Origin of the sequence: Actinomadura sp. RB99, from assembly GCF_014706005.1 — a bacterium.
In the GTDB taxonomy this organism is placed as follows: domain Bacteria; phylum Actinomycetota; class Actinomycetes; order Streptosporangiales; family Streptosporangiaceae; genus Spirillospora.
Genome location: NZ_JABMCA010000002.1, coordinates 66,745 through 91,794 on the forward strand (window position 1 = coordinate 66,745; position 25,050 = coordinate 91,794).

At 74.4% G+C, this 25,050-nt stretch carries 27 protein-coding genes; 14 read left to right on the forward strand and 13 right to left on the reverse strand.

Annotated features, from left to right (window positions below; genetic code table 11):
* The first annotated feature begins 5 nt into the window (after window positions 1-5).
* Window positions 6-1,724 carry a GAF domain-containing protein gene (locus amrb99_RS02285; protein WP_190851558.1) on the forward strand — a complete coding sequence of 573 codons (1,719 nt, stop codon included), beginning with the start codon at window positions 6-8 and terminating at the stop codon, window positions 1,722-1,724.
* A gap of 79 nt (window positions 1,725-1,803) precedes the next feature.
* Here amrb99_RS02285 and amrb99_RS02290 read toward each other — a convergent pair whose 3' ends face one another.
* Window positions 1,804-2,382 carry a hypothetical protein gene (locus tag amrb99_RS02290; RefSeq protein ID WP_190851561.1) on the reverse strand — a complete coding sequence of 193 codons (579 nt, stop codon included), beginning with the start codon at window positions 2,380-2,382 and terminating at the stop codon, window positions 1,804-1,806.
* Window positions 2,383-2,494: 112 nt separating this feature from the next.
* A complete protein-coding gene (locus tag amrb99_RS02295) occupies window positions 2,495-3,730 on the reverse strand; it encodes an HAD-IA family hydrolase (RefSeq protein ID WP_190851563.1) in 1,236 nt (411 codons plus the stop codon).
* Window positions 3,731-3,898: 168 nt separating this feature from the next.
* On the opposite strand from amrb99_RS02295, the gene amrb99_RS02300 reads away from it, so the two are divergent.
* From amrb99_RS02300 to amrb99_RS02325, 6 genes are all read left to right on the forward strand, one after another.
* The gene (locus tag amrb99_RS02300) at window positions 3,899-4,525 is read left to right on the forward strand and encodes a hypothetical protein (protein ID WP_190851565.1); all 627 of its coding nucleotides are present in this window, start codon (window positions 3,899-3,901) and stop codon (window positions 4,523-4,525) included.
* 27 nt (window positions 4,526-4,552) lie between these two features.
* A complete protein-coding gene (locus amrb99_RS02305) occupies window positions 4,553-7,933 on the forward strand; it encodes a serine/threonine-protein kinase (protein ID WP_190851568.1) in 3,381 nt (1,126 codons plus the stop codon).
* 185 nt (window positions 7,934-8,118) lie between these two features.
* Window positions 8,119-8,877 carry an SDR family oxidoreductase gene (locus tag amrb99_RS02310; RefSeq protein ID WP_190851571.1) on the forward strand — a complete coding sequence of 253 codons (759 nt, stop codon included), beginning with the start codon at window positions 8,119-8,121 and terminating at the stop codon, window positions 8,875-8,877.
* Window positions 8,878-8,908: 31 nt separating this feature from the next.
* A complete protein-coding gene (locus amrb99_RS02315; RefSeq protein WP_241755169.1) occupies window positions 8,909-9,673 on the forward strand; it encodes a muconolactone Delta-isomerase family protein in 765 nt (254 codons plus the stop codon).
* A 50-nt stretch (window positions 9,674-9,723) separates the two neighbouring features.
* Window positions 9,724-10,947, forward strand: a complete 1,224-nt coding sequence (locus tag amrb99_RS02320; protein ID WP_190851573.1) for a cytochrome P450 — start codon at window positions 9,724-9,726, stop codon at window positions 10,945-10,947.
* Between the two features lie 63 nt (window positions 10,948-11,010).
* A complete protein-coding gene (locus amrb99_RS02325; protein WP_190851575.1) occupies window positions 11,011-11,550 on the forward strand; it encodes a TIGR00730 family Rossman fold protein in 540 nt (179 codons plus the stop codon).
* A 52-nt stretch (window positions 11,551-11,602) separates the two neighbouring features.
* Here amrb99_RS02325 and amrb99_RS02330 read toward each other — a convergent pair whose 3' ends face one another.
* Window positions 11,603-12,181, reverse strand: a complete 579-nt coding sequence (locus tag amrb99_RS02330) for a carboxymuconolactone decarboxylase family protein (RefSeq protein ID WP_190851577.1) — start codon at window positions 12,179-12,181, stop codon at window positions 11,603-11,605.
* 78 nt (window positions 12,182-12,259) lie between these two features.
* Here amrb99_RS02330 and amrb99_RS02335 point away from each other — a divergent pair, with 78 nt between their 5' ends.
* The 5 genes from amrb99_RS02335 to amrb99_RS02355 all read left to right on the forward strand — a co-directional run bounded on the left by amrb99_RS02335 (window position 12,260) and on the right by amrb99_RS02355 (window position 16,773).
* Window positions 12,260-12,634, forward strand: a complete 375-nt coding sequence (locus amrb99_RS02335; RefSeq protein ID WP_190851580.1) for a helix-turn-helix domain-containing protein — start codon at window positions 12,260-12,262, stop codon at window positions 12,632-12,634.
* A gap of 325 nt (window positions 12,635-12,959) precedes the next feature.
* The gene (locus amrb99_RS02340; RefSeq protein WP_190851590.1) at window positions 12,960-14,690 is read left to right on the forward strand and encodes an FAD-binding protein; all 1,731 of its coding nucleotides are present in this window, start codon (window positions 12,960-12,962) and stop codon (window positions 14,688-14,690) included.
* Window positions 14,691-14,718: 28 nt separating this feature from the next.
* Window positions 14,719-15,126: an STAS domain-containing protein gene (locus amrb99_RS02345; RefSeq protein WP_190851593.1), complete on the forward strand. Its 408-nt coding sequence runs from the start codon at window positions 14,719-14,721 to the stop codon at window positions 15,124-15,126.
* 46 nt (window positions 15,127-15,172) lie between these two features.
* Window positions 15,173-15,748, forward strand: coding sequence for a hypothetical protein (locus tag amrb99_RS02350; protein WP_190851595.1), 576 nt, complete (start codon window positions 15,173-15,175; stop codon window positions 15,746-15,748).
* Between the two features lie 242 nt (window positions 15,749-15,990).
* Entirely contained in the window at window positions 15,991-16,773 is a 783-nt protein-coding gene (locus amrb99_RS02355; RefSeq protein ID WP_190851598.1) for a sigma-70 family RNA polymerase sigma factor, read from the forward strand.
* Window positions 16,774-16,817: 44 nt separating this feature from the next.
* Here the strand turns inward: amrb99_RS02355 and amrb99_RS02360 are convergent, their stop codons facing one another.
* The 4 genes from amrb99_RS02360 to amrb99_RS02375 are packed head-to-tail and all read right to left on the reverse strand — an operon-like array spanning window position 16,818 to window position 19,123.
* Window positions 16,818-17,207 (reverse strand): DUF2218 domain-containing protein, encoded by a 390-nt coding sequence (locus tag amrb99_RS02360; protein WP_190851601.1) that lies wholly within the window; start codon window positions 17,205-17,207, stop codon window positions 16,818-16,820.
* Window positions 17,208-17,224: 17 nt separating this feature from the next.
* Window positions 17,225-18,022: an ABC transporter permease gene (locus amrb99_RS02365; RefSeq protein ID WP_190851605.1), complete on the reverse strand. Its 798-nt coding sequence runs from the start codon at window positions 18,020-18,022 to the stop codon at window positions 17,225-17,227.
* A gap of 10 nt (window positions 18,023-18,032) precedes the next feature.
* On the reverse strand, window positions 18,033-18,959 hold the full coding sequence (locus amrb99_RS02370; protein WP_190851614.1) for an ATP-binding cassette domain-containing protein: 927 nt from the start codon (window positions 18,957-18,959) through the stop codon (window positions 18,033-18,035).
* On the reverse strand, window positions 18,959-19,123 hold the full coding sequence (locus amrb99_RS02375) for a hypothetical protein (protein ID WP_190851616.1): 165 nt from the start codon (window positions 19,121-19,123) through the stop codon (window positions 18,959-18,961). Before amrb99_RS02375 ends, amrb99_RS02370 begins: the two co-directional genes overlap by 1 nt.
* A gap of 121 nt (window positions 19,124-19,244) precedes the next feature.
* Here amrb99_RS02375 and amrb99_RS02380 point away from each other — a divergent pair, with 121 nt between their 5' ends.
* Together amrb99_RS02380 and amrb99_RS02385 are read left to right on the forward strand one after the other, a co-directional pair.
* Window positions 19,245-19,820: a TetR/AcrR family transcriptional regulator gene (locus tag amrb99_RS02380; RefSeq protein WP_190851619.1), complete on the forward strand. Its 576-nt coding sequence runs from the start codon at window positions 19,245-19,247 to the stop codon at window positions 19,818-19,820.
* Window positions 19,821-19,909: 89 nt separating this feature from the next.
* Window positions 19,910-20,671 (forward strand): DeoR/GlpR family DNA-binding transcription regulator, encoded by a 762-nt coding sequence (locus amrb99_RS02385; protein WP_190851621.1) that lies wholly within the window; start codon window positions 19,910-19,912, stop codon window positions 20,669-20,671.
* Window positions 20,672-20,731: 60 nt separating this feature from the next.
* Here amrb99_RS02385 and amrb99_RS02390 read toward each other — a convergent pair whose 3' ends face one another.
* From amrb99_RS02390 to pfkB, 6 genes are read right to left on the reverse strand one after another with little or no spacing between them, the layout of a single operon-like run.
* Complete coding sequence (locus amrb99_RS02390) at window positions 20,732-21,016, reverse strand: HPr family phosphocarrier protein (protein WP_190851623.1); 285 nt, start codon at window positions 21,014-21,016, stop codon at window positions 20,732-20,734.
* Between the two features lie 11 nt (window positions 21,017-21,027).
* A complete protein-coding gene (locus amrb99_RS52945) occupies window positions 21,028-22,062 on the reverse strand; it encodes an alcohol dehydrogenase catalytic domain-containing protein (RefSeq protein ID WP_190851625.1) in 1,035 nt (344 codons plus the stop codon).
* Window positions 22,059-22,505 carry a PTS sugar transporter subunit IIA gene (locus amrb99_RS02400; protein ID WP_190851627.1) on the reverse strand — a complete coding sequence of 149 codons (447 nt, stop codon included), beginning with the start codon at window positions 22,503-22,505 and terminating at the stop codon, window positions 22,059-22,061. Before amrb99_RS02400 ends, amrb99_RS52945 begins: the two co-directional genes overlap by 4 nt.
* Entirely contained in the window at window positions 22,498-22,797 is a 300-nt protein-coding gene (locus amrb99_RS02405; RefSeq protein WP_190851629.1) for a PTS lactose transporter subunit IIB, read from the reverse strand. Before amrb99_RS02405 ends, amrb99_RS02400 begins: the two co-directional genes overlap by 8 nt.
* Before the next feature lie 4 nt (window positions 22,798-22,801).
* Window positions 22,802-23,992, reverse strand: coding sequence for a PTS mannitol transporter subunit IICB (locus tag amrb99_RS02410; protein ID WP_190851631.1), 1,191 nt, complete (start codon window positions 23,990-23,992; stop codon window positions 22,802-22,804).
* Window positions 23,993-24,028: 36 nt separating this feature from the next.
* Complete coding sequence (gene pfkB, locus amrb99_RS02415; protein ID WP_190851633.1) at window positions 24,029-24,967, reverse strand: 1-phosphofructokinase; 939 nt, start codon at window positions 24,965-24,967, stop codon at window positions 24,029-24,031.
* Between the last annotated feature and the right edge of the window lie 83 nt (window positions 24,968-25,050).

Here is a 25,050-nt window from a genome sequence, read left to right on the forward strand (position 1 = left end):
GGGGCGTGGGCGACGATTTCCGGCCGGGCGAGGACCGTGCCCGGCTGCTCCTGCCGCAGTTGCAGCTGGACGATCTCTTGGCGGAACTTCAGACGCGGCTGGAGGCGGCGCGGTCGACCCGTGACCGGGTGCACGCCCTGCTGGAGGCCGTCGTCTCCATCGGCGGCGAGCTGGACCTGGAGACGGTGCTCCAGCGGATCATCCACGCCGCGACCACGCTGGTCGACGCGCGCTACGGCGCGCTGGGAGTGATCGGCGAGGAGGGGGAGCGGCTCGTCCAGTTCGTCACCGTGGGCGTCGGCGACGAGGAGATCGCCCGGATCGGGCACTGGCCGGACGGCAAGGGCATCCTGGGACTGCTGATCAAGGAGCCGCGCCCGCTGCGGCTGCCGGACCTGAGCGACCACCCCGAGTCGTACGGGTTCCCGGCGAACCATCCGCCGATGCGGACGTTCCTCGGCGTGCCCATCCGGGTCCGCGACGAGGTGTTCGGCAACCTCTACCTGACCGAGAAGGCCGGCGGCGGGGAGTTCGAGGAGGAGGACGAGATCGTGGTGACCGCGCTGGCCACGGCCGCCGGCGTCGCGATCGAGAACGCCCGGCTGTACGAGGAGGGGCGGCGCCGCGAGCGGTGGCTGGAGGCGTCGGCCGAGATCTCCACGACGCTGCTGTCCGGCATCGACCCCCACGAGGTCACCTCGCTGGTCGCCGAGCGCGCCCGCCAGATCGCCGACGCCGGGCTGGCGAACGTGGCGCTGGCCGAGGACGACGGCCGCGCGTTCATGGTGGAGGCCGCCGACGGCACCGGCGCCGACCGCCTGCGCGGGCTGCGCGTGCCGCTGGACCACCCGGTGGCCGGGACGGTGTTCCGGGAGGGCGTCGCCATGCGGCTGCCCGACGGCGCGGAGGCGGCCCGGCAGGCGGGCGCGCCGGCCGAGGTCCCGGTCGGGCCGGTGCTGGTGGTGCCGCTGGGCGTGGGCTCGTCGGCCCGGGGCGTCCTCGCGGTGGTCAACCCGCCGGGCGGGCCGGTGTTCTCCGAGGGGACGCAGCGGCTGCTGGAGGCGTTCGCGGGGCAGGCGGCGGTGGCGCTGGAGCTGGCCGACCGGCGCCGGGACGCCGAGCGGCTCGCGCTGCTGGAGGACCGCGACCGCATCGCCAAGGACCTGCACGACACCGTCATCCAGCGGCTGTTCGCCACCGCGATGACGCTGATGGCCGCGATCAAGATCACGCAGCGGCCGGAGGTGGGGGCCCGGATCCAGCGCGCCGTCGACGACCTCGACGACACGATCCGGCAGATCCGCTCGTCGATCTTCGCGCTGCAGGCGACCGGCGACGAGGAGTCGCTGCGCGGCCGCGTGCACGCCGTGGTCGACGCCGCCGCCGAGCACCTCGGGTTCGCGCCGTCGGTGCGGGTGGACGGCCTGCTCGACACGGAGGTCGACGACGAGACCGGCGAGCACCTGCTCGCGGTGCTGCAGGAGGCCCTGTCGAACGTCGCGCGGCACGCCCGCGCGGGGCAGGTCGCCGTGGCCGTGGACGTCGGCGACGAGCTGACCCTGCGGGTGGAGGACGACGGGGTCGGCATCCCCGAGGACGGCCGCCGCAGCGGCCTGCGCAACATGCACGAGCGCGCCGAGAAGCAGGGCGGCTCGTTCGGTACCCGGCCCGGGCCGGCCGGCGGCACCGTCCTCGTCTGGCGCGTCCCGCTGCGGGACTCCTGACCGGCGGCCCCTCGACGTCCAGGGCCGCCCGTCCGGCCGGCGGCCGATGGCGTGCCGCTAGGGGCCGATGCCGTGCCGGTCAGGGGCCGATGCTGTGCCGGTCGAGCCCGGCCAAGGCGGCGTCCCAGCGCTCGTCCCGGAGCCGGTCGCAGCGGCGCCGGACCAGCGTGTACAGGCCGCCGAACGTCAGCCCCACCGCCGACAGCGCACCGAGCTCGTAGGCGGCGGTGTCGCTGATGGTCCGCGCGTGCGTCCGGGGCGGGTCGTCCCTGACCCCTTGCGGACCCGCCCAGACGTGCAGGCGCGCGCCCACGGCGGCGGCCCGCCAGGTCAGGTAGCCGGCCGTGCGCCGCGCCCCGGTCGCGTCGGTCCAGGTGACCGTCACCTGGCGCCCCGACACCTGCTCCTCGGCCGCCGTGACGGTGGCCTCGACCCTCCGGAGCGTCGCGGCCTCCCGATGCTCGGTCCGGACGCCGGCGCCGTAGACGTCCTGGCCGACGCGGACCGAGACCAGGGCGGCGACCACCGCGCATCCGGCCAGGAGGACCAGCCCGATCAGCCACTGGGCGCGGTCCACGTCGCGCCGGAGCTCGTTCCGGTCGAATCCGCAGCAGCGCCGCAGGCGATTCAGCCGCTCCCCGATACCGCCGGTTCCCATGGCGTCCTCCAGCCGTTCTCCCTGCCAGCAGGTTAGGAACCCGGCCGAGCCTCCGGAAGGGCCGGAAGGCCCTTGTCAGGAAACTCCCTGCAAAGCGGCGGGCGGCGGTCCCTCAGCGGCGCAGGACGAAGGTGGTCATCCGGACGCCGGGGCGGCCGTGCAGGTCGGGGCGGTCCGCCCGGTGGACGAGGCGCAGGCCGACGCTCTCGGCCAGCGCGATCGTCTCCTCCGCCGGAACGTCGAACATCCGGCGCCCCGGCGGGACGGGGCCGTGCCGGACCACCAGCACGACCGTGGCGTCCGGCGCGAGCAGCTCCGCGAGGCGCTTGACGCCGTGCGCGCGTTCCGAGGCGTCCAGGTGCATCCAGACGGCGCTGAGGAGCACCAGGTCGAACTCGTCGCCGCGCTCGCGCAGCGCGGGCAGGTCGGGCAGCCGGTCGTCCACCCACTCGATCGGCCGGCCGGCGTGCAGGCGCCGCCCGTGCGCCCGCATCTCGGCGACGGGTTCGGCGGCGACCACCCGGTGCCCGAGGCCGGCGAGCGCGGCGGCGTCGCGGCCCGTCCCGGCGCCGATGTCGAGGACGCGCGCGGGCGGGGCCGGCAGGAACGGCAGCGCCTCCTCGTGGACGTCGGCGAACGCCACGCTCTCGTACTGCTCCGCCAGCGCGTCCGCCGCCTCGGCGTAGCCGGCGGTGCCGTCCGCCAGGCCGAGCAGCCGGGGAAGGGCGCGCATGTCGTCGAAGACGACCGTGCCCGGCCCTTCGAGCCATTCCGCCGGGGTCAGGCCGCCCGCGTACCCGAGGACGCGCATGCCGGCGGCGCGGGCCGCCTGGACGCCGTAGCGGCTGTCCTCCACCACGACGCAGCGGGCGGGGTCGACGCCCATCTCCCGGGCGGCGAACAGGAACAGGTCGGGGGCGGGCTTGCCCTGCGCGACCTGCGTCGCGCTGAAGATCCGGCCCTCGAAGCGGGCGTGCAGGCCGGTCCGGCCGAGCGTGTGGCGCATCTTCTCGTGGCTGCCGCTGGACGCCACGCAGGTCGGCAGGGTGATGGCCGCCAGCGCCTCGGCGATGCCGTCGACCGGCGCCAGCTCCGCGTCCACCGCCTCCCGGTGCAGCCGCTCGAACCGGCGGCCCGCCTCGGCGGTCAGCTCCGGCCCGAGCCGCGCCTCGATCAGCTCGTTGATCGACGCGGTCGACCGGCCCACGAACCGCTCGGTCACCTCCGCCTCGCTCAGCGGCCAGCCCAGCGCGGTCAGCACCGCCGAGTGGGTGCGCACCGCGATGGGCTCGCTGTCGACCAGCACGCCGTCGCAGTCGAAGATCACCAGTTCGATCGAATCAGTCACGAGGCACTTATACATGCATAACCGGCATGAGCGCGTTCGGCGTGGAGTGTCGCGGCTGTGGATCTCCTCCGCTGTCGACCGAAAGATCCCGCGAGGCGGCGCCCCGTGAGTAGGGTGTGATCATTCCGGCGAGGCGGCGCCGGTTCGGCCGACAAGGAGATCTGAGCCGTGGTCGTCACCTTCAACACGACCGGCCTGCAGCGCGTCGACGAGACGACCTGGGTGCATCCGGGGACCGGCGACTGGATCACCCAGAACGTCACGAACTCGCAGCTGGGGGAGCCGGCCTGGCTGGAGGACGTCCCCGCCATGCGCCGCAACCTGGCCGCCGGATACGCGCAGATGGGCTGCCTCATCGAGGCCGAGCCGGTGGTCCTCGGCGGTGTCCGCGGCGTCTGCCAGGTGGTGAAGGCGCCGATCCCGAACGCGCCCAGCGGTCAGGTCTTCATGGCGAACATCTTCCTGGCCAAGGCCGACCGCTACGTGATGTTCGGCTGCTCCGCCGCGGAGAGGGGCGTCACCGGGATGCGCGAGGCGACGATCATGGCGACGCTCGGCGTCGGGCTGGACGGCTGGCTGCTCCCGCATCCCTACGCCCCCGAGGTGAAGGGCGCGCTGCCGTTCCACCGCGGCGACGACCCGGCATGGGACGCGCAGTTCCCCGACCATCCGCTGTCGCGGGTGCGGGCGTGGGTGCGCTGGGCGACGGCCACGGCGACGGTCGACCCCGGCTTCGCGGCGCTGCCCGAGTTCGTGCCCGGCCGTGCGGCCCCGGGCCCCGGCTCCGCCCGCTGACCGGCCGGCGCGCCGGCCGTGGGCCCGATGCGACCGGGGGACCGGGGACTGGCGGCGGCGGGCGACGCGTGGCGGGTCGGCCAGGTCGTCGACGGGCGCTACGAGGTCATGCAGGTGCACGAGGGCGGCGCGATGGGCGTCGTGTACCGGGTCCGGCACCTGGAGTGGGCCACGGACCTGGCGGTGAAGTGCCCGCGCGCGGAGCTGTTCGCGAGGGAGGCGCAGCGGGACTGGTTCGTCGCCGAGGCGGAGATCTGGGTGTCGCTGGGCCTTCACCCGAACGTGTGCGGCTGCCATTACGTGCGCGTCCTGGACGGCGTCCCCCGCGTGTTCGCCGAGTACGTGCCCGGCGGCAGCCTGCGCGATTGGATCGATGACCGCCGCCTGTACAGCGGCGGCCGGGACGAGGCGCTCGTCCGGATCCTGGACGTGGCGGTGCAGTTCGCGTGGGGACTGGCGCACGCCCATGACCGCGGGGTCGTGCACCAGGACGTCAAGCCCGCCAACGTGCTGATGGACGGCACCCCGGACGGGGCCGTCGCGAAGGTGACCGACTTCGGGCTGGCGAAGGCGCGGGCCGTGGCCGGACCGGTGGCGGCCGCCCCGACGGCCTCGGACACCCCTCCGGAAGCGAGCATCATGGTGTCCACCAGCGGCTTGACCCCCGCCTATGCCTCGCCGGAGCAGGCGGCGGGGCTGCCCGTGGGGCGGCGCACCGACATCTACAGCTTCGCCGTGTCCGTGCTGGAGATGTTCACCGGCGGGCTCGCCTGGAGATCGGGGACGGCGGCGGGCGCCGCGCTCTCCGCGTGTCGCGCGGATCCCGCGCCGGGGATCCCCGGACTGCCGCCGGAGCTGGCCGATCTGCTGGACGGGTGCCTGAAGCCCGACCCGGCCGAACGGCCCGCGTCCCTGACCGAGGTCGCCGCCGAACTCGCGGAGATCCACCGGCGGGCGGCCGGGACGTCCCGCCCGCGTCCCGCCCCGGTCGTCGCGGACCTGCGGGCCGACGAGCTCAGCAACCGCGGCGTGTCCCTGCTCGACCTCGGGCGCCCGGCCGAAGCGGGCGAGGCGTTCGCCGCGGCGCTGGCCGCCGACCCGCAGCACCTGAACGCCACCTACAACGCCGGCCTGCTCCGCTGGCGGCGCGGCGAGTGCACCGACGAGGACCTCGTCTCGGCCCTCGACTCGACGGTCTCCGGTGGCACCGACCCGGACGGCGCCCACCGCCTGCTGGCGCAGGTGCACCGCGAACGCGGCGACCACGACCGGGCGGACGCGATGCTCGGCCGCGACGGGCCCGCCCGGTCCCGGCCGTCGAACGGCACGCGCCGCATCCCCTGGTACTCCTACCAGGAGCGCGTCGAGACGTTCGACGGCATGCGGATCCCGAGGCAGCCCCCGACGATGGGCGTCCGGTTCACCGGCGACGGGCGGCGCGCGGTCGTCGCCTGCGACGGCGTGCTGCGCGTGTGGGACGTCGGCGACGGCCGCTGCCTGACGGAGCTGACGGCCCCCGGCGTCGAGTTCACCCTCGGCATCAGCGGCGACGGCCGCTCCGCGATCACGGCCGGTCCGGACGCCGTGCACTTCTGGGACCTGGCCGGGGGGCGCCGCCTGCGGGCGATCGGCGCACCGGGCGGCTGGAACCGGGCCCTGTGGTCGTCGTCGGTGTGCCTCTCCGCCGACGGGCGGACCGCCGCGTCGGCCGCCTACGACGGGACCGTCCTCGTATGGGACTTCCCCGGCGGCGGGCTCCGGCTCGCGATCGACGGGCACCAGGGCAGGGCGGTCACGGCGCTCGACGCCGAAGGGCGGCTCGTCCTCACCGCCGGCCGCGCGGACGGCACGGCGCGGCTCTGGGACGTCGCGACCGGCCGCTGCGTCCGCGTCCTGGACGCCCGCGTCCGCGACGGCTTCAAGGCCGTCGACGAGGTCTGCCTCAGCGCCGACGGGAGCCGCGCGGCGCTCGCCGCGGGCGGGAGGATCCGCCTCTGGGACCTCCGCACGGGGGACGTCCGGACCCTGCCCGGGCACGCCCGGATCGTCCGCTCGCTGTCGATGTCCGACGGATTCCTGATCTCCGTGGGCGCGGACGACACCGTCCGGCTCTGGACGCTCGACGGAGGGCAGTGCCTGCGCACCTACCGGGGCGACGGCCCGGTGCGGGCGGCTCATCTCGTCCCGGACACGGGAGTGCTGCTGTCGGCCTGGCGGTCCGGCCTGCGCTGGTGGACGGTGCCCCCGCGGCACACCGCGCCCTTCCAGCTGAGCAGGCCGCGGGAGCACGCCGAGCTGAGCGGGCTCGACGCCGCGGTGACGGACCTGATGGACCGGGCCCGCGAGGCGGACCCGCGGACGGCCCTGTCCCTGCTCGCCGAGGCCAGGTCCGTCCCCGGACACGAGCGGGACCCGCGGCTGCTCGATGCGTGGCGGGCCCTCGGCCGCTCCGCGACCAGGACCGGGCTCCGCTCCGCATGGCCGGCCGGGGTCTTCGAGTCCGGCGCCGCGCCCGTCTCGGTGGACCCGCACCCGGACGGCCGGACCGCCCTCGCCGGAGGGCAGGACGGCACCGTCCGGCTCTGGGACGTGGAGAACGGGACCCGCCTGCGAACGTTCGCGAAGCACCCGAGCGCCGTCAACGCCGTCGCCGTGAGCCGCGACGGCTCGCGGGCCGCGGCCGTGAGCCGCGACGGAACCGTCTCCGCATGGGCGCTGCCGACCGGCGAGCGCGTCGAGACGATCGAGCGCCTGGGCCCGTTGGGCGCCGGCGCCGCCGCGTTCGACCAGGACGCGCGGCGCGCCGTCGTGGCCGGCGCGGACGCCGTGATCCGGATCTGGAACCTCGACACCGGCGCGTGCGAGCGGGAACTGCCGGGCCACACCGGGAGGATCACCGCGCTCCACACCGCACCGGAACTGATCGCGTCCGCCGGAGCGGACGGGACGGTGCGGCTGTGGAACCCCGAGACCGGCGAGTGCCTGCGCGTTCTGCACGGCCACACCAACTGGGTGATGTCGGCCTGCGTGAGCCCGGACGGCCGCCGCGTCCTGTCCGCCGGCGGGTACACCGACCGCACGATCCGCCTGTGGGACACCGCGACCGGCGAGTGCCTGCGCGTCTTCGGCGACGAGCCCGACAACCCCCGGGGCGTCGACTCGGTGCCGAAGGTCCGGTCCAAGCGCGTCCGGTTCACCCCGGACGGCCGGTTCGCCGTCTCCGGCGGATCCGACGCCGCCGTGCGGATCTGGGACCTCGGCGGCGGACGCTGCCTGCGTGTCCTCGACGGCCACACCGGGGCGGTGAACGCCGTCGCCATCAGCGCCGACGCCCGCTTCGCGCTCTCCGCGAGCACGGACGGGACCCTACGACGCTGGGAACTCGACTGGAACCTCCACACCCCCTGAAACCGGAGCCCGCCCTGACGAAGCCGCGTCGCCTCGTCGGCTGATCCGGGTGTCGGGGGGGAGGGCAAGGGGCGGTCAAGGGTGGGCGCTGCGCGTTCCAGGATCAAGGTTCCGGCGGAGGCATCGGGAGTGTCGCGGGAAGGGGGCCGATGGACGGAGACATCTCGTGACCAGGGGAAAGCGGTATGACGGAACCCGGTGCTCCTCGTGAGGGCGACGCCCGGTTGCAGGGGCGGACGGTCGTGGTGATCGGCGGAAGCTCGGGCATCGGGCGGGAGACGGCTCGCCTGGCACGGGCCGAGGGCGCCGATGTCGTGCTGGTGGGGCGCGATCCCGGGCGGCTGCGGGAGGCGGCGGCGGACGTCGGCGCGGCTAGCACCGAGGCGTTCGACGCGACGGACCCCGAACGCCTCCAGCGGTTCTTCGAAGGCGTGCCGGGACGGATCGACCATGTGATGGTGACGGCCGGGAGCAACTACTACACGCGCCTGGCCGACGTGGACTTCGCGCAGGCGCAGCGGCAGGTCGAGGAGCATCTGTGGCTGCCGATCCGGATCGCGCGGGCGGCGGCGGGGCGGATGCCGGCCGGAGGGTCGCTGGTGTTCATGGGCGGGACCGGTGCGCGGCGTCCCGGCCTGGGGCTGGTGGTGTCGTCGCCGCTGACGGTGGCGCTGCCCGCGCTCGTCGCCGTGCTGGCGCTGGAGCTGGCGCCCGTCCGAGCCAACCTGATCGCGGCCGGTTTCGTGGACACGGCGCTGTCGGCGCGGCTGCTGGGCGACCAGCTGGAGCAGCGGCGCGAGCAGCTGCGCGGCTCGCTGCCGATCGGGCGCGTCGTCCAGCCGGACGACGTCGCGGCGCTGGCGGTGCACCTGATGGCCAACACCGCGGTGACCGGCGCGACCTTCGACGTCGACGGCGGCCAGCAGTTCGCCTCGGGCGCGTGACCGGCGCGCTCCCCGATGGGAGGAGATCGTCATGGAGTTCCTCGTCGAGTTCCGGGTCACCGTCCCCGACGGGACGCCCGAGGACGAGGTGAAGCGGCGGCAGGACGCGGAGGCGGCCGCCGCGGCCGACCTGGCGGCGCAGGGCCACATCACCAGGATCTGGTCGACGCAGAGCGAATCGGGTGAACGCCTGATCCTCGGGTTGTACCGCGCCGACGACCGTCCCCGGCTCGACGCCCTGCTCCGCGGCCTGCCGCTGTACGACTGGATGCGCGTCACCGTCACGCCGCTCGGCGCCCACCCCAACGACCCGGCCGCGGCCGGCGGCGGCCGCCTGCCCGATCCCCGGCTGACGCTGGTGTACCGGCTGGAGGCAGCCCTCGCCCCGCCGCTGGACCTGGGGGAGGTCGCCGCGGGACGCCGCCGCATCGTGCCTCTGACCGGCGGCACCTTCACCGGTCCCGGCCTGCGGGGCGTCCTCGTGCCCGGGGCCGGCGCCGACTGGCAGACCGTCCTGCCGGACGGCACCGCGCTGGGCGACATCCGCTACACCCTGCGGACCGACCGTGGCGACCTGCTCTCCGTCCGGTCGCGTTCGGTGCGCCACGGCAGCGCGGAGGTCCTCGCCCGGCTGGGCCGCGGGGAGGACGTCGACCCGAGCGAGTACGTCTTCCGCGCCTCCACCTCGATCGAGACGGCCGCCCCCGACCTGGACTGGCTGAACAAGGGCGTCTTCGTCACCGTGGGAGGGCGGCTCCCGGACGCGGTCGTCTACGAGACCCACCTCGTCGAATAGCGGACAACCAAGCGGTTGTTTCCGCCCGGTGGCGGTGCCAGCCTTGGACGATGGACGGCCTTGATCTGACCGACCTGGATCGGTTCGCGCACGGGTTCCCGTACGAGGTCTTCGACGCGCTCCGGCGCGACGCGCCGGTCTGGTTCCACCCCGCGACCGCGAACACCCCCGGCGGCGAGGGCTTCTGGGTGATCAGCCGCTACGCCGACATCGTGGCCGCCGCGTCCGACGGCGGGACGTTCTCCTCGGAGGGCGGGCCGGGACGCGAGGGCGGGGGCACGCTCATCGAGGACCTTCCCGGCGGGTTCGCCGCAGGCGTCCTGCTGAACATGATGGACGACCCCCGGCACCAGCGGTTCCGGCGGCTGCTGACGCCGAGCCTAGCGCCGCGCGCGCTGCGGGCGATCGAGGCGGAGCTGCGGCGGCGTGCCGAGCGGATCGTGGACGCCGCGCTGGCGAAGGGCGAGTGCGACTTCCTGACGGACGTGGCGGCCGAACTGCCGTTGCAGGCCGTGGCGCAGCTTCTCGGCGTCCCGCAGGAGGACCGGCACCAGTTGCTGCTGTGGGCCGATGCCACGCTCGACCACGAAGACCGGGCCCTGGGGGAGAGCACCGAGCGCACCCAGCGGGCCGCGGCGGAGATGTTCGCCTACGGGTCTGCCTTGCTGGAGCGCAAACGGGCCGAGCCGGCAGACGACCTGCTCTCTCTCGCCGCGCACGCCCGCATCGACGGACAGCCCCTGTCGGATCTTGAACAGCAGATGCTCTTCAACCTGCTGATCGCGGCGGGCAGCGAGACCACGCGGAACGCCATCGCCACAGGCATGCACGCCCTGATGGAGAACCCGGAGGCGTGGGAGCGGATCCGGGACGACAGGAGCCTGCTCCCGGGCGCGGTCGAGGAGATGCTGAGGTGGTCCTCACCGACGCCCTACAACCGCCGTACCGCCACCCGGAACGTCACCCTGGGCGGACAGCCGATCCGCGCGGGAGACAAGGTCACCCTGTGGTGGGCGTCGGCGAACCGCGACGGCGAGGTCTTTCCCGACGCGTACCGCTTCGACATCGCGCGCAGCCCGAATCCCCACCTGGCATTCGGCCGCGGCGGCCATTTCTGCCTGGGCGCCGCGCTGGCCCGCGTGGAGATGCACGTCGTGTTCGACACCCTTCTCGACCGGACGGACTCGGCGGAACCGACCGGCCCGATCGAATACACGCGGAGCAACAAGCATTCCGGCGTCCGGCATATGCCCGTCCGTCTCCGCCCCAGGTGAGGGCGCCGGCCGCCCCGCCGCGTGTACGGAGAAGGCCCGGGCCGCCGCGCGTACGGTGACCGTATGAAGATCTGTGTTTTCCTCTCCGCGGCCGATCTGTCCGCGACCTACACCCGGCCGGCGCGCGAGTTCGCCGAGCTCATCGGCAAGGCCGGGCACACCCTGGTGTGGGGCGGCTCCAACACGGGCCTCATGCGGGTCGTGGCCGACGGCGTGCACGAGTCGGGCGGCCGGCTCATGGGCGTCTCGGTGCGGTTCCTGGCGGACAAGGTCCGGCCCGGCGTGGACGACATGGTGATCGCGGAGAACCTGGGCGAGCGCAAGAGGCTGCTCCTGGAGAAGGCGGACGCCGTGGTGATCATGGTCGGCGGGACCGGGACCCTCGACGAGGCCACCGAGATCCTGGAGCTGAAGAAGCACGGCCAGACGGCGATGCCGCTGGTGCTCCTGAACACCGCCGGCTTCTACGACGGGCTGAAAGAGCAGTTCAGGCGCATGGAGGACGAGGGGTTCCTGCCGCGTCCCCTGTCCGAGCTGGTCTTCTTCGCCGAGGAGCCGGCGAAGGCCATGGCCTACCTGGAGGAGACGGTGGGCGAAGGCTGAGCCGGGCGGCCGAGGACGGGAGACCTCCGTCCGGCGGCCGTGCGCACGCCCTTCACGACCGGTAGTCGCCGAAAGCCGGGGTGCCGGGTTCGGGCCGGAGCCTCAGGACGCGCGCGGCGAAGGAGATCGCGTGGTACCAGCCGCAGAGCAGGAGCAGGTCCACCGCCCCCTCCTCGCCGACCGCGCCGGTCAGCTCCCGCCATTCGTCGTCGGACAGGTCGTTCGCCGAGCACAGGGCGTCCACCGCGCGGAGCACGGCCCGGTCGGCGGGGTCGGTCCAGCAGCCGTCGTCCGGGCCGCCGGCGACGATGGAGCGTATCTGCTCGGCGTCGAGCCCGGCCTTGCCGGCGAAGACCGCGACGTGGACGCCCCACTCGTACTCGGCTCCGCACCGCCGCGTGGTCCGGTCGATCACCAGCTCGCGGTGCCGCAGGCTCAGGGCCGCCCGGCGGGACAGGTAGTACCGCCCCCATCCGTGGACGCCGTGCGCCCGGTCCGGTCGGCGGGCGAAGACCCTGAACAGGGCGATCGGCGGCCCCAGCGCCTCCAGCGCCGCGGCCGTCTCCGCGTCGTAAGGCGGCTCGACGGGGGCGACGCGCGGCGCTACCGTGTGCTTTGAAAATCGAGGCATGCGGCCACGCTAACACCGCCGCTTCGGAAAAAGAAGCATGCGGCCCGGGGCATCCGGGCGCCCGAAGGGAGCACGGACATGGCGGACGAGCCGGACCGGCCGGGGGCCTCGCCGTCCGCGCCGCTGCCGGGCCGGCCTGTCCGGGGGTCGGCGACCGGGCGGCCGATCATGGCGCTGTTCGACCTCCTCGGCCGCCGCTGGACGCTCCGTATCATCTGGGAGCTCGCCCAGGAGCCGGCCGCCACCTTCCGCGAGCTCCAGCAGCGGTGCGACGGCGTCTCCTCCAGCGTGCTCGCCCAGCGGCTGGCGGAGCTGGACCAGGCCGCCATCGTCCGGCGCGCGGACCGGGGCTACACGCTGACCCCGGACGGCCGGACCCTCTGCGCCGAGCTCATGCGGCTCGAGACGTGGGCCGACCGGTGGGCGGCGAGGACGGCCCCGGCCGCCGAGTGACCCAGCCGCCCCTCGCCGGGGGCGACGGCCGCCGCTTCCACTGAGACAGCGCACCGGGGCGGGATGTGACACATCCTGCCCATTTTCCGGCTGTGATCCCGGAGATCCGGCCGAAGTGTCACAAGCTGCGGCTTCGGCCTGTCTTAGCTGTCGACCGGGCGATGATCGACGCTCCTGAAAAAAGGGGCAGCCGCCATTTCTCAGGGGATACCGCGAGCAAGGGAGTCGGACATGACCGTGGTGGTGTTCGATCCGCAACGGGCGTGAAATCGTCATTCTCTCCCGGTCCCGCGAATCGCATCTCATTCTGGCAAGGAGCGCGTTAATGGACGGTTGTGAGCGGCGGCTGGCGGCGCCGGTCCTGGTGATCGGCACCGGGGGAGCGGGGCTGCGGGCGGCGATCGAGCTCGCCGAGCGGGGGGTGGGCGTGCTCGCGGTGGGCAAGCGCCCCAGGGCCGACGCCCACACCACGCTCGCGGCGGGAGGCGTCAACGCGGCCCTGGCGACGATGGACCCGCAGGACTCCTGGCGGCAGCACGCCGCCGACACCCTCCAGGAGAGCTACCTGCTGGCCGATCCGCGCACGGTGCGGATCGTGACCGAAGGCGCGCCGCGCGGCATCGACGACCTGGTCCGCCACGGGATGCCCTTCGCGCGGGAGGCCGACGGGCGGATCTCGCAGCGGTTCTTCGGCGCCCATACCTGGCGCCGCACCGCGTTCAGCGGCGACTACACCGGCCTGGAGATCCAGCGCGCGCTGGTACGCCGGGTGACCGAACTGGACGTGCCGATCCTGGACACCCTCTACATCACCCGGCTGCTGGTGCGCGACAACGCGGTCCACGGCGCCTACGGGTTCGACCTGAACGACGGGACCCGCTACGTCGTCCACGCCGACGCGGTGATCCTGGCGACCGGCGGGCACACCCGGATCTGGCGGCGGACCTCCTCGCGCCGGGACGAGAACACCGGCGACTCGTTCCGCCTGGCCGTGCTCGCCGGCGCCCGGATCCGCGATCCGGAGCTGGTGCAGTTCCACCCGTCCGGTCTCCTGTCGCCCGAGGACGCGGCCGGGACGCTCGTCTCGGAGGCGGCGCGCGGGGAGGGCGGCCGGCTGCTGAACGCGCTCGGCGAGCGGTTCATGGCCCGCTACGACCCCGACCGGATGGAGCTGTCCACCCGCGACCGGGTCGCGCTGGCCGCCTACACCGAGATCAAGCAGGGGCGCGGCACCCCGAACGGCGGGGTCTGGCTGGACGTGTCGCACCTGCCCCGCGAGACGATCATGACGAGGCTGCCGCGCGTCCACCGGACCCTCCTCGACCTGCAGATGCTCGACATCACCGAGGAACCGATCGAGATCGCCCCGACCGCGCACTACTCCATGGGCGGCGTGTGGGTGCGGCCCGAGGACCACGGCACGGACGTCGACGGGCTGTACGCGATCGGCGAGGCCGCCAGCGGCCTGCACGGGGCGAACCGGCTGGGCGGCAACTCCCTCATCGAGCTGCTGGTCTACGGACGGATCGTGGGCCGGGAGGCCGCCGCCTACTCCGCGGGCCTGGAGGCGCAGCGCCGGGACGCGGACGCGCTCGCCATGGCCCGCCGGGAGGTCGAGGAGCTGCTGGCCTGCGACGGGCCGGAGAACGTCCGGGTCCTGCAGCGCGCGGCCCGCGACGTCATGACCGAGCACTGCGGCGTCGTCCGCGACGAGGACGGCCTCCGCGCCGGGCTGGCCGGACTGGACGCCGTCGAGGCGCGGATCGGAGCCCTCGGCGTCCACCCCGACAACGCCGGCTACCAGGACCTCGCGCACGCCTTCGACCTGAAGTCCACCGTCCTGGCCGCCCGGGCCACCCTCGACGCGGCCCTCGAACGGCGCGAGACCCGCGGCTGCCACAACCGCTCCGACTACCCGGACCTCGACGAGTCCCTGCGGGTCAACCTGGTCTGGTCGGGTCCCGGCAAGGTCGAGCGCGAGGAGATCCCGCCGGTCCCCGCTGAGATCGCCGCGCTCATGCGGCACGTCTCGTCCGACGGCAAGCTCGTGGAATGACGGTCCGCGCGGCGCACAAGGAGACGACATGACCGAACGGACCGTCGAGGGCGTGCGGGTGAGCAGCGCGCTGCTGCGCCTGGACGGCACCTTCGAGCCGCCGCACCTGGTCGTCGACGGGGAGATCGACGTGAGCACGCTCCCCGCGTTCGGCGACGCGCTCGCCAGGGTGGTCGCGCACAGCTCCGGCGACGTGTGGGTGGACGTGGAGCGGCTGGACTTCATCGACGTCGGCGGGCTCCGGGCGCTGGCCGCGACGGCCTGCGAACTCGGGCTCCAGGACCGGCGGCTCGTGCTGCGCTCGGTCGCCCCGCACCTGGCCAAGCTGATGGACCTGGTCGGGTGGAGCCAGATCTCCAGCCTGCTGATGCTGGCCAGGGTCGAGCGGCGGTCCCCGGCCCCGCGCGTGGCATCGCCCCGTCACTCGGCGAGCTGAGCCCGTCCCGCCGAACGACGTGGTGGCGGACGCTGAGGAGGAGGTCATGAGACCGACCGGAGCACGGGCGGGCCTCGGCCGGCTGCGGCGGCGCATCGGCTTCGACGGCAACGAACTGCGCCGCGACGTGGACCGGCGGCAGCGGGCGGCCGGCCTGATCCTCCTGCTGCTGTTCGTGGGCGCCGGCCTGCCCGTGTGCTGGCAGGTCGCCCGGAACACGTACGACTCGGGGGTCCGCGCGGAGCGGTACGAGGCCGTGACGCAGCACCGGGTCGACGCCACGGTGCTGAAAGTGGACGACCTGGCGTCCGGCCACCGGGTCACCGTGACGTGGCGGGAACCGGGCGGGCGGGTGCGGACCGGCTCGTACGACACCTGGTACCGGGCCGTCGCGGGCGAGCACCTCAAGCTGTGGGCCGGCCCCGCCGGGGTGTCGGGCGTGGAGCCGCGCCGGCACGCGCGGACGGTCGGTGAGGCCGTCGGCGCCGGCCTCGGCGCCGCGACCACGGCCGGTGTACCGGTCCTGGTGGCCTACCTGGTGGTCCGCCGCCGCGCCGACCGGCGGCGCGACCGGCTCTGGGACGCCGAGTGGGAGCGCCTGGACGCCGGCCGCTCCCGCTGAATCCGACGGTCCGGATGCCAGCCGCCCCCCGGGTGGAGCGGCGGCCGTCCCATCGGGTCCCTAGGGAGGCCCGGGCCTCCCTAGGGACCCCGGCCAGGGTGCCTCACTGATGCGACCCGGACGCGGCCCCGACGACAGTGAGGGAGGTCGGCGAGGCGTTCCCGCCCGCCGAACCGACGGAGGGGCCACGGCGAATCTCGCGGCCGCCATGTCGTGAAGGCAACTTCTCATCGAAGGTTCCCATGAACATCCAGCTTGACGAACGAGACCGGCCGACCTCCCTCGACCAGGCCGCCGCCGTCTTCGGCGACGCGCGTTCGCGCCTCTTCGGCATCGCCTACCGGATGCTCGGCGGCTCGGCGGAGGCCGAGGACATCGTGCAGGAGACCTGGCTGCGCTGGCAGGACGCCGAGCACGCGGTCATCGCCAACCCCGGGGCGTTCCTGGCGCTGATCACGACGCGGCTGTCCATCAACGCCGCGCGGTCCGCCCGCGTCCGCCACGAGACCGGCATCGGGCCCCGGACGCCCGAGCCCGTCGACCCCGGCGCCGACCCCGCCGCCGGCGCCGAGCGGGCCGAGGCCGTCGAGCGGGCCCTGCTGCTCCTGCTCGAGACGCTGACGCCCGCCCAGCGGGCCGCCTACATCCTCCGCGAGGCCTTCGACTATCCCTACGCGCGGATCGCCGAGCTCATCCGGCTCAGCCCGGCCAACGTCCGCCAGCTGGTGAGCCGCGCCCGCCGGCAGCTGGCCGCGCCGCGGCGCGGGTCGATCGGAGCCGGTGAGCACCGGCGCCTGCTGTCGGCCTTCCTGGAGGCCGCCCAGGAGGGGAACGTGCGGGCTCTGGAAGAGCTCCTGGCCGCCGATGTCGTGAGCTCCTCCGGCGATTCGCCCGCGGCGCGGCGGGAGGCACCGCCCGTCGAGGAGGCCGTGCGGAGCCACCGGCTCGCCAAGTGCACCGTCCCCGCCCCGGCCGGGCGCCGGGGGAGCGCCCAGCGCCTCGTGCCCGCCGACGCCCGGACCTGACGGAACGCCAGGCCCGCGACCGCGGCGCCACCTCGGCGGGTCCCTCAGGGGGAGGCGCCGCCGGCGCGGGGCGCTGATCCGGGCTCGACCGGGCTCCAGACGACGGTCAGCCGGTCGCGCCGGCCGATGCGTTCGAGGCGGGCGGTGATGGCGGCCTGGATCCGCTGGAGCCGCTCGGGGCTGTCGGCCTCCGCGTCCAGAAGGAGACGCGTGTTCGTGGCGTGCAGCGCGCAGCGTCCTTCGGCGAACCGAATGACGCCCTCGGTATGGGACCATTCGACGCGCTGGAGGTGGACCGCTGCTCCGTTGCCGCCGTGGCCGCTCCGGTCCGCGTGGCCACCGGCGAGGCCGTTCACGTGGTCGCTGTGCTTGCAGAGTTGAGTGAGGTACCGGGCCGCCCGGTCGGTCGGAACGTCGGCCTTCGATGCGTACATGACGGCGTCCTTCCGGCTCAGGCGTCGCGGCGGCGAGTGAGGACGCAACCGGCCGCGAGGGCGACGGCCGCGTAGGCGCAGAAGACGCCGAACCCGGTCCAGGGGCCGAGGGCCACGGCCTCGCGGTGGGAGGCGATGTAGATCTGATCGCCCGATTGCATCGGGATGTAGGGGCCGACCGCGTCCTTCCAGGACCGCGGGAGCAGGTCGAGCAGCAGCGGCGGGACGAACAGCAGGCCGAACAGGGACGCGACGGCACCGGCGGAGGACCGCAGGGCGGCGCCGAGGCCGAGATCGAGCAGCGCGAGCGCGGTGAGGTAGAGGCCGCCGCCGGCCACGGCGCGGGCGACACCGGGATCCGACAGCGCCGTCCCGGTCAGTGTGTGCGCGGGCAGTGCCGCCTGGAAGGCCAGGTAGGCGGCGAACGTGGACGCGGTGGACGCGATCAGCGTGACGCCCGCGAGCACAAGTGCCTTCGCGGTGAGGACGGTGCGGCGGCGCGGGACGGCGGCGAACGTCGTGCGGATCATGCCGCTGCCGTGCTCGCCGGTGATGACCAGGGCGCCGAGCACCCCGAACGCGATCTGCGACAGGTGCAGCCCGGCCAGGGCCAGCTGGACGGCGTCGACGCGGGTGCGCTCATGGGCGCCCAGCCGGGGCGCGAGGACGGCCGCGGCGAGCACGGCGAACCCGACGTTGGACGCGCACGCGGTCAGCAGGACCCACGGCGTCGAGCGGACGGTGCGCAGCTTGCACCACTCCGCGCGCACCGCGTCGAGGAGGTCGCCCCGAGGCGGGGCGGTGATGGTCGTCATGGCGGGCCCTTCAGCTCGCGGCCGGTTCGGGGAGGGGAGCGGAGGTGTGGTCGCCGGCGTCGCGGGTCAGCTCCATGTAGCGCTCCTCCAGCGACACCATCTGCGGTGACAGCTCCAGCAGGCCGAGGCCGCCGCCGCGGGCGAGGTCGCCGATCTCCTCGGCGGTGGCGCCGGTGACGCGGAGCGCGCCGTCGGGGTCGCGGGCGACGGCGGCTCCGCGCCCGACGAGCAGCCTCGCGAGTTCGTCCGGGTCGGTGGCGCGCACCCGGACGCGGTCGCCGCCGCCCTCGGCGAGCAGGTCGGCGACGGTGGTCTCGGCGAGGAGCCGGCCCCGGCCGATGATGACGAGCCGGTCGGCGGTCAGCGCCGTCTCGCTCATCAGGTGGCTGGACAGGAACACGGTGCGGCCCTCCCCGGCCAGCGACCTCAGCAGCGTCCGCACCCAGGCGACGCCGCCGGGGTCGAGGCCGTTCACGGGCTCGTCGAACATCAGGACCGGCGGGTCGCCCAGCAGCGCGGCGGCGATGCCGAGCCGCTGCGCCATGCCGAGCGAGAACCCGCCGGCGCGCCGCCGGGCGGCCGACGCGAGGCCGACCTGTTCGAGCACCTCGTCCACGCGCGTGCGCGGGATGCCGTTGCTCAGCGCGAGCCACATCAGGTGGTCGCGGGCCGACCGTCCGCTGGCCACGGCTCCGGCGTCCAGGAGGGCCCCGACCTCCCGGAGGGGGCGCCGGTATCCGGTGTAAGGGCGGCCGTTGACCGTGACGGTCCCCGCGGTGGGCGCGTCCAGGCCGAGGACCATCCGCATCGTCGTGGACTTGCCCGACCCGTTCGGACCGAGGAACCCGGTCACGGAGCCGGGCGGGGCGGTGAACGACAGGCCGTCCACCGCCGTGACGCTCCCGTAGCGCTTGACCAGCCCGCGGGCCTCGATCATCAGTGCCCGCCCATGCTGATCACGCCGGTCAGGTGCAGAACGACGACCAGGACGACCACGGCGACGGCGGCGGCGATTGCGACGAGCCTGCCGCGCCGCGAACCACCGCCGATCGCGGGCTCGCCCTGCTGGTCGGTGTCGGGGTGCGAAGGCAGATCGGACATGAGCGGCTCCCTGTCGACGGCGCGCCGCGTCGGTCGCGGCCCGGCCGGCCCCAGTTTTTGCGATACACAGTGTCTATGTCAAGACAGATGTCTCCATAGGGACGCGCTGTATGATCGCGGCATGCCGAAGCTCTGGAGCGAGACGGTCGCGGCGCACCGCGACGCGGTGCGCGAGGCCGTCCTCGACGCCGCCGCCGCGCTCGTCGCCGCGCACGGGCCGGCCGGCGTGACGATGTCGCAGATCGCCAAGGACTCCGGCATCGGGCGCGCCACGCTCTACAAGTACTTCGCGGACGTCGACGCGATCCTCCGCGCGTGGCATGAGCGCCAGATCGACGCCCATCTGGAGCGGCTGAACGAGATCCGGGACCGCACTGAAGGGGCCGCGCCGCGGCTGGGGGCCGTGCTCGCGGGATACGCGGCGGCGGTGTCCCATCGCGCGCACCACGACACCGAGCCGGCCGCCGAACTGCATCGCGGCGAGCACGTCGCCGCCGCCCACCGGCGGCTGCACGCGTTCGTCCGGGAACTGATCGCCGACGCGGCGGCGGACGGAGCCGTCCGCCGGGACGTGCCCGCCGATGAACTCGCCGGCTACTGCCTGCACGCCCTGGCCGCCGCCGGGGCCCTCCGCGACGAGGCGGCGGTCCAACGCCTCGTCCGCACCACCCTGAGCGGCCTCCGAGCGGACCGCTGAACGCCCCGCGGGTGCCGCCTCGGCTTGACGCGGTCACAAATCCGGGGCTATTCACAGAGAAAACAACGTGGATTCGGTGGTAACCCGACATGTACGCCGAGGAACGGCAGCAGGAGATCCTCCGCCGCACGCGCGAGGCCGGGCGGGTGGACGTCATGACCCTCGCCGAGGACTTCGGCGTCACGATGGAGACGATCCGCCGCGACCTGACGGCCCTGGAGCGCTCGGGGACGCTGCGCCGCGTGCACGGCGGCGCGATCCCCGTCGAGCGGCTCGGCTTCGAGCCGGCGCTCGCGGCCCGCGACGCGGTGATGACCGCGGAGAAGGAGCGCATCGCCAAGGCCGCCCTCGCCGAGCTGCCCGCCGACGGGTCCGTCGTCATCGACGCGGGCAGCACGACCGGGCGGCTCGTCCAGGTGCTGCCGAGCGACCGGGAGCTGACCGTCATCGTCAACTCGCCGCCGCTGGCCACGGTGCTGGCCACCCGGTCGAATCTCAGTGTGATCATGCTCGGCGGCCGGGTGCGAGGCCGGACGCTGGCGACGGTCGACGACTGGGCGATGCGCCCGCTCGACCGGCTGCGCGTCGACGTGGCGTTCATGGCCACCAACGGCTGCTCGGTGGAGGCGGGGCTGACGACGCCCGACCCGGCCGAGGCCGCGATCAAGTCGGCGATGATCCGGGCGTCCCGGCGCAGCGTGGTGCTCACCGACCACACCAAGATCGGCAACGACTACCTCGCCCGGTTCGCCGACCTGAGCGACATCAGCGTGCTGATCACCGACACCGGCCTGGACGCGGGGCTGGCCGCGGAACTGGCCGCGGCCGGCCCCGAGGTGGTCCGGGTCTGAGCCCGCCCGGACGCCGGGCGCCGTCCCCGCGCCGGGAACGGCTCCGGGAACGGCTCCGGCTCAGGCGCCGGCCGGCTCCTCCGCGTCGAGGTCGCGGGCGAGGAGGGCGGCGAGCGCGTCCAGCGCCGCGTCGGCGCCGGGCCCGTCGTCGGCCTCCAGCGTGACCTCGGCGCCGTGCCCCGCGCCGAGCGCGAGGACGGCGAGGATGCTGTCGGCGGGCGCGGAGCGGCCGCCGGCCCGGATCCGGACCGGGACGTCCTGCGCGGCGGCGGCCTGCACGAACAGGTTCGCGGGCCGGGCGTGCAGGCCGGTGCGGGAGGCGATCGTCACGGTTCGCTGGGGCATGTCGGCTCCTGTCAGGGCTCGATGGTGACCTTGATCGCGGCGCCGCGCGCGACGGTCTCGATGCCGTCGAGGACGCTCGCGAGCGGCAGCCGGTGGGTGATCAGATCGGCGACCGGCACCGCGCCGCTCGCGATCAGCCGCAGGGCGCGGGCGTTGTGCGCGGGGCTGGACCCGTTGGCGCCCACGATGGTCAGCTCCCGGTAGTGCACCAGGTTGGAGTCGCAGGCGATGACCGGGTCGTCCTTCGGCAGCCCGCCGAAGAAGCTGATCCGGCCCTGCCGGGCGGCCATCCCGAGCGCCTGCTCCTGGGCCGCGCCGGAGGCCGCGGCGGTCACGACGACGTCGGCGCCGCGCCCGTCGGTCAGCTTCAGCACCTGGTCGACCAGGTCGGGGCCGGTGAGCGCGGCGTCGGGGCGCACCCGCTCGGCCGACATCTCCAGGCGCTCGGCGTTGATGTCGGCGAGGAACACGCGCGCCGCGCCGCGCGAGCGCGCCAGCCGGACGTGCAGGCAGCCGATCGGGCCGGCGCCGATCACCACGACGTCGTCGCCGTCCCCGACCCGCGCGAGCTCCTGGCCGTTGAGCACGCAGGCGAGCGGCTCGGCCACGGACGCCTCGGCGAACCCGACCCCGTCCGGGATCCGGTTGAGGCCGCCGACGGCGAGCACCTTGGCGGGCACGACGGTGTACTCCGCGAAGCCGCCGTCGTAGTGGTACCCCATCGACTCCTGGTTCGGGCACACGGTCAGGTGCCCGCGCCGGCACTCCTCGCACCGCCCGCACGGGATGGCGGCGATCACCTGCACCCGGTCGCCCGGCGCCCAGCCGGTCACGTCCGCGCCGGTCGCGACGGCCTCGCCGGCGATCTCGTGCCCCATGACCCGGGGCGGCCGGATGTGGTGGTGGCCGAACCTCGAGATCTTGACGTCGGTGCCGCAGGTGGAGCAGTTCCGCACCCTGATCGCGACGTCGCCGGGGCCGGGGACGGGCTCGGCGGCGTCCTCGACCCGGATGTCCCCGGGGGCGTGGAAGCGGGCGACCTTCACTGGGCGATCTCCTCTCCGTCCGGCCGCAGCAGCCGGATCACTTCGTCGGGGTCCGCGGCCTCGCGCAGCCTCCGCGCGCGGCCGGGGTCCAGCAGGATCTGCGCGAGCTCGGACAGGATCCGCACGTGGCCGTCGCCCCGGGCGGCGATGCCGACGCACAGGGCGACCCGTTCGCCGTTCCAGTCCACCCCGCCGGGGAAGCGCAGGACGCACAGCGCGTCGTGGTGCACCAGCTCCTTGCCGGCGAGGGTGCCGTGCGGGATCGCCACGCCCTCGCCCACGTACGTCGAGACCGTCCGCTCGCGGGCGAGCATCGCGTCGATGTAGCCGGGCTCGGCCGCGCCGGCCGAGACGAGCGCCCGCCCGCACTGCCGGACGGCGTCGTCCCGGTCGGCCGCGGCCGCGTCGAGCCGGACGGCGGAGCGGGCCAGCAGGTCAGGCACCGATCTCGCCGCCGTCCTTGATGGCCGCCACCAGGCGGGCCACCGCCGGGTCGCCGAGGAACACCTGGAAGGTGACGAGCGGCTTGTCCGGCGCGCCGGCCCGCGCGCGGGCGCCGAGGCCCTCGTGGCAGACGACGACGTCGGCGTCGCCGGGGATGGAGTTGACCGGGGTGTGCTCGACCGCGACGCCCGCCTTCCGCAGCTCCTTGCGGAGGCTGCTCGCGAGCATCACGCTGCTGCCCATGCCGGCGTCGCACGCCACGACGATCTTGCGGATGTCCTTGCCGTTCATCTGGTCACGCCTCCTGGGGTGAGGGGCTGGCGGTCTTCGCGGGCGGGACGTCGGCGGGTTCGTCCGCGCCGGTGGCGGGCTCCGCCGCGCCGGTGGCCGGTGCGGCGGCACCGGACGCCTCCGTTCCGTCCCCGTCCGGCTTCTTCTCGGCGAACCTCCCGAACCCGAGCAGCGCCGCGCCGACCGCGAACGAGACGGCCGCGGCGACGAGGACGCCCAGGTAGACGCCGATCCAGCCGTGCTTGGGGGTCTCGGCGACGTAGGCGAAGATGCTGCCGGGCGACGGCGTGGCGACCAGGCCCGCGTCCGTGGCCATGAAGGTGGCGATGCCGGCCGCGCCGCCGGCCATGGTCGCGAGGATGAGCCGGGGCTTCATCAGGATGTAGGGGAAGTAGATCTCGTGGATGCCGCCGAGGAAGTGGATGATGATCGCGGCCGGCACGCTCGGCCGCAGCGACCGCGGGCCGAACATCAGGTAGGCCAGCAGCACGCCCAGCCCCGGCCCCGGGTTCGACTCCAGCATGAACAGGATCGACCTGCCGTTCTTCGCCGCCTCCGCGAAGCCCAGCGGGGCGAGCACGCCGTGGTTCACCGCGTTGTTGAGGAACAGCACCTTCGCCGGTTCGATCAGCACCGACGCCAGCGGCAGCAGGTGGTGGTGGATCAGCCACTCGACGCCGTTGCCCGCGCCCTTGGTCACCTGCCGGACGATCGGGCCGACGCCCCAGACGCCGAACACGGCCACGGCGCCGCCGACGATCCCGGCGGTGAAGTTGTCGACCAGCATCTCGAACCCGGTCCGGGTCCGCTCCTGGATGTAGGCGTCCACCTTCTTGAGCAGGTAGGCGGCGAGCGGCCCGACGATCATCGCGCCGAGGAACATGGGGATCTTGGATCCCACCACGACGCCCATGGTGGCGACCGCGCCGACGACCGCCCCGCGCTGGCCGTGCACCATCCGGCCGCCGGTGTAGCCGATGAGGATCGGCAGCAGGTAGGTGATGGTCGGGTCGACCAGCTCTCCGAAGTGCTTGTTCGGGAGCCATCCGGTCGGGATGAACAGCGCGGTGACCAGCCCCCACGCGATGAACGCGCCGATGTTGGGCATCACCATCCCGGCCAGATGGCCGCCCAGGCGCTGGACTCCGGCTTTCAGCCCGCTTCCGCTGACGGCTGGTGTGTACGCAGCGGCCATCTCGGCCTCCTCAGGGTTCGGGGGTCTGCGTGAGGATCAGGCGATGAGCGAACGGCCGAGGTCCGGCCGGGCGTCGATGCGGACGATGTCGCGCCGGATGTCGTCCGGGCGCGGCATCCGGCTGGCGGGCAGGCGCACCGCGGCGGCTCCCCAGGCCAGCCCTTCGGCCAGCGCCGGGGCGCCCCGCGCGCCCGCCGCGAGGAACCCGGCGAGCAGCGCGTCGCCCGCGCCCACCGTGCTCCGCGTCTCGGCGACGGGCGCCGTCCCGATCGTGACGCCGTCCTCGTCGACGAGGACGGCGCCGTCGGCGCCCAGGCTGGCGAGCACGGTCCCCGCACCGCGCTCGCGCAGTTCCCTGGCCGCCTCGACCGCGTCGCCGACGCTGGCGACCGGCCGCCCGACGGCCTCGGACAGCTCGTCCCGGTTCGGCTTGACCAGGTGCGGTCCCGCGCCGACGGCGGCGAGCAGCGCCGGGCCGCTGGCGTCGACGGCGACCCGCACCCCGGCGGAGGTGAAGAACTCGCACAGCCGGGCGTAGATGTCGGCGGGCACTCCCGGCGGGAGGCTGCCGCAGGTCACCGCCCAGCTCGCGCCCTCGGCCTCGTCGAGCACGACGTCGGCGACCGCGTCCAGCTCGTCGCGCGACAGCGGCTCGCCGGGCTCGTTGAGCTTGGTGACGACGCCGTCGGGCTCCACGATCGTCACGTTCGAGCGGGTCCGCCCGGCCACCGGCACGGCGTGGACGGCGATGCCGTCGCCCTCCAGCAGCCGGACGAGCTGCTCGCCGTCCGCGCCGCCGGAGGTGACCACCGCGACCGTCGGCACCCGGTTGGCCAGCAGCGCGCGGGACACGTTCACGCCCTTGCCGCCGGGGTCGATGCGCGCCGACCTCGCCCGGGTCATCGTGCCCTTGACGAGCCGGTCGACGTCGATCGTGCGGTCGAGGCTGGGGTTCAGCGTCAGCGTGACGATCATCGTGTGCCGCCTCGGCGCGGTTCGCAGCTCACTGTGGGTTCACCGCCGTTTCACGTCTGTTTCCATTTGTTTACGCCTACATG

Excerpts from the sequence above, each read along its gene's own strand:
- amrb99_RS02305 (WP_190851568.1), top strand. The coding sequence starts at position 4,553 with ATGCGACCGGGGGACCGGGGACTGGCGGCGGCGGGCGACGCGTGGCGG.
- pfkB (WP_190851633.1), bottom strand. The coding sequence starts at position 24,967 with ATGATCGTCACGCTGACGCTGAACCCCAGCCTCGACCGCACGATCGAC.
- amrb99_RS02390 (WP_190851623.1), bottom strand. The coding sequence starts at position 21,016 with ATGCCCCAGCGAACCGTGACGATCGCCTCCCGCACCGGCCTGCACGCC.
- amrb99_RS02360 (WP_190851601.1), bottom strand. The coding sequence starts at position 17,207 with ATGTACGCATCGAAGGCCGACGTTCCGACCGACCGGGCGGCCCGGTAC.
- amrb99_RS02330 (WP_190851577.1), bottom strand. The coding sequence starts at position 12,181 with ATGCCTCGATTTTCAAAGCACACGGTAGCGCCGCGCGTCGCCCCCGTC.
- amrb99_RS02355 (WP_190851598.1), top strand. The coding sequence starts at position 15,991 with ATGAACATCCAGCTTGACGAACGAGACCGGCCGACCTCCCTCGACCAG.
- amrb99_RS02315 (WP_241755169.1), top strand. The coding sequence starts at position 8,909 with ATGGAGTTCCTCGTCGAGTTCCGGGTCACCGTCCCCGACGGGACGCCC.
- amrb99_RS02340 (WP_190851590.1), top strand. The coding sequence starts at position 12,960 with ATGGACGGTTGTGAGCGGCGGCTGGCGGCGCCGGTCCTGGTGATCGGC.
- amrb99_RS02350 (WP_190851595.1), top strand. The coding sequence starts at position 15,173 with ATGAGACCGACCGGAGCACGGGCGGGCCTCGGCCGGCTGCGGCGGCGC.
- amrb99_RS02325 (WP_190851575.1), top strand. The coding sequence starts at position 11,011 with ATGAAGATCTGTGTTTTCCTCTCCGCGGCCGATCTGTCCGCGACCTAC.
- amrb99_RS02345 (WP_190851593.1), top strand. The coding sequence starts at position 14,719 with ATGACCGAACGGACCGTCGAGGGCGTGCGGGTGAGCAGCGCGCTGCTG.
- amrb99_RS02335 (WP_190851580.1), top strand. The coding sequence starts at position 12,260 with ATGGCGGACGAGCCGGACCGGCCGGGGGCCTCGCCGTCCGCGCCGCTG.
- amrb99_RS02405 (WP_190851629.1), bottom strand. The coding sequence starts at position 22,797 with ATGAACGGCAAGGACATCCGCAAGATCGTCGTGGCGTGCGACGCCGGC.
- amrb99_RS02380 (WP_190851619.1), top strand. The coding sequence starts at position 19,245 with ATGCCGAAGCTCTGGAGCGAGACGGTCGCGGCGCACCGCGACGCGGTG.
- amrb99_RS02290 (WP_190851561.1), bottom strand. The coding sequence starts at position 2,382 with ATGGGAACCGGCGGTATCGGGGAGCGGCTGAATCGCCTGCGGCGCTGC.
- amrb99_RS02370 (WP_190851614.1), bottom strand. The coding sequence starts at position 18,959 with ATGATCGAGGCCCGCGGGCTGGTCAAGCGCTACGGGAGCGTCACGGCG.
- amrb99_RS02375 (WP_190851616.1), bottom strand. The coding sequence starts at position 19,123 with ATGTCCGATCTGCCTTCGCACCCCGACACCGACCAGCAGGGCGAGCCC.
- amrb99_RS02365 (WP_190851605.1), bottom strand. The coding sequence starts at position 18,022 with ATGACGACCATCACCGCCCCGCCTCGGGGCGACCTCCTCGACGCGGTG.
- amrb99_RS02320 (WP_190851573.1), top strand. The coding sequence starts at position 9,724 with ATGGACGGCCTTGATCTGACCGACCTGGATCGGTTCGCGCACGGGTTC.
- amrb99_RS02410 (WP_190851631.1), bottom strand. The coding sequence starts at position 23,992 with ATGGCCGCTGCGTACACACCAGCCGTCAGCGGAAGCGGGCTGAAAGCC.
- amrb99_RS02385 (WP_190851621.1), top strand. The coding sequence starts at position 19,910 with ATGTACGCCGAGGAACGGCAGCAGGAGATCCTCCGCCGCACGCGCGAG.
- amrb99_RS02310 (WP_190851571.1), top strand. The coding sequence starts at position 8,119 with ATGACGGAACCCGGTGCTCCTCGTGAGGGCGACGCCCGGTTGCAGGGG.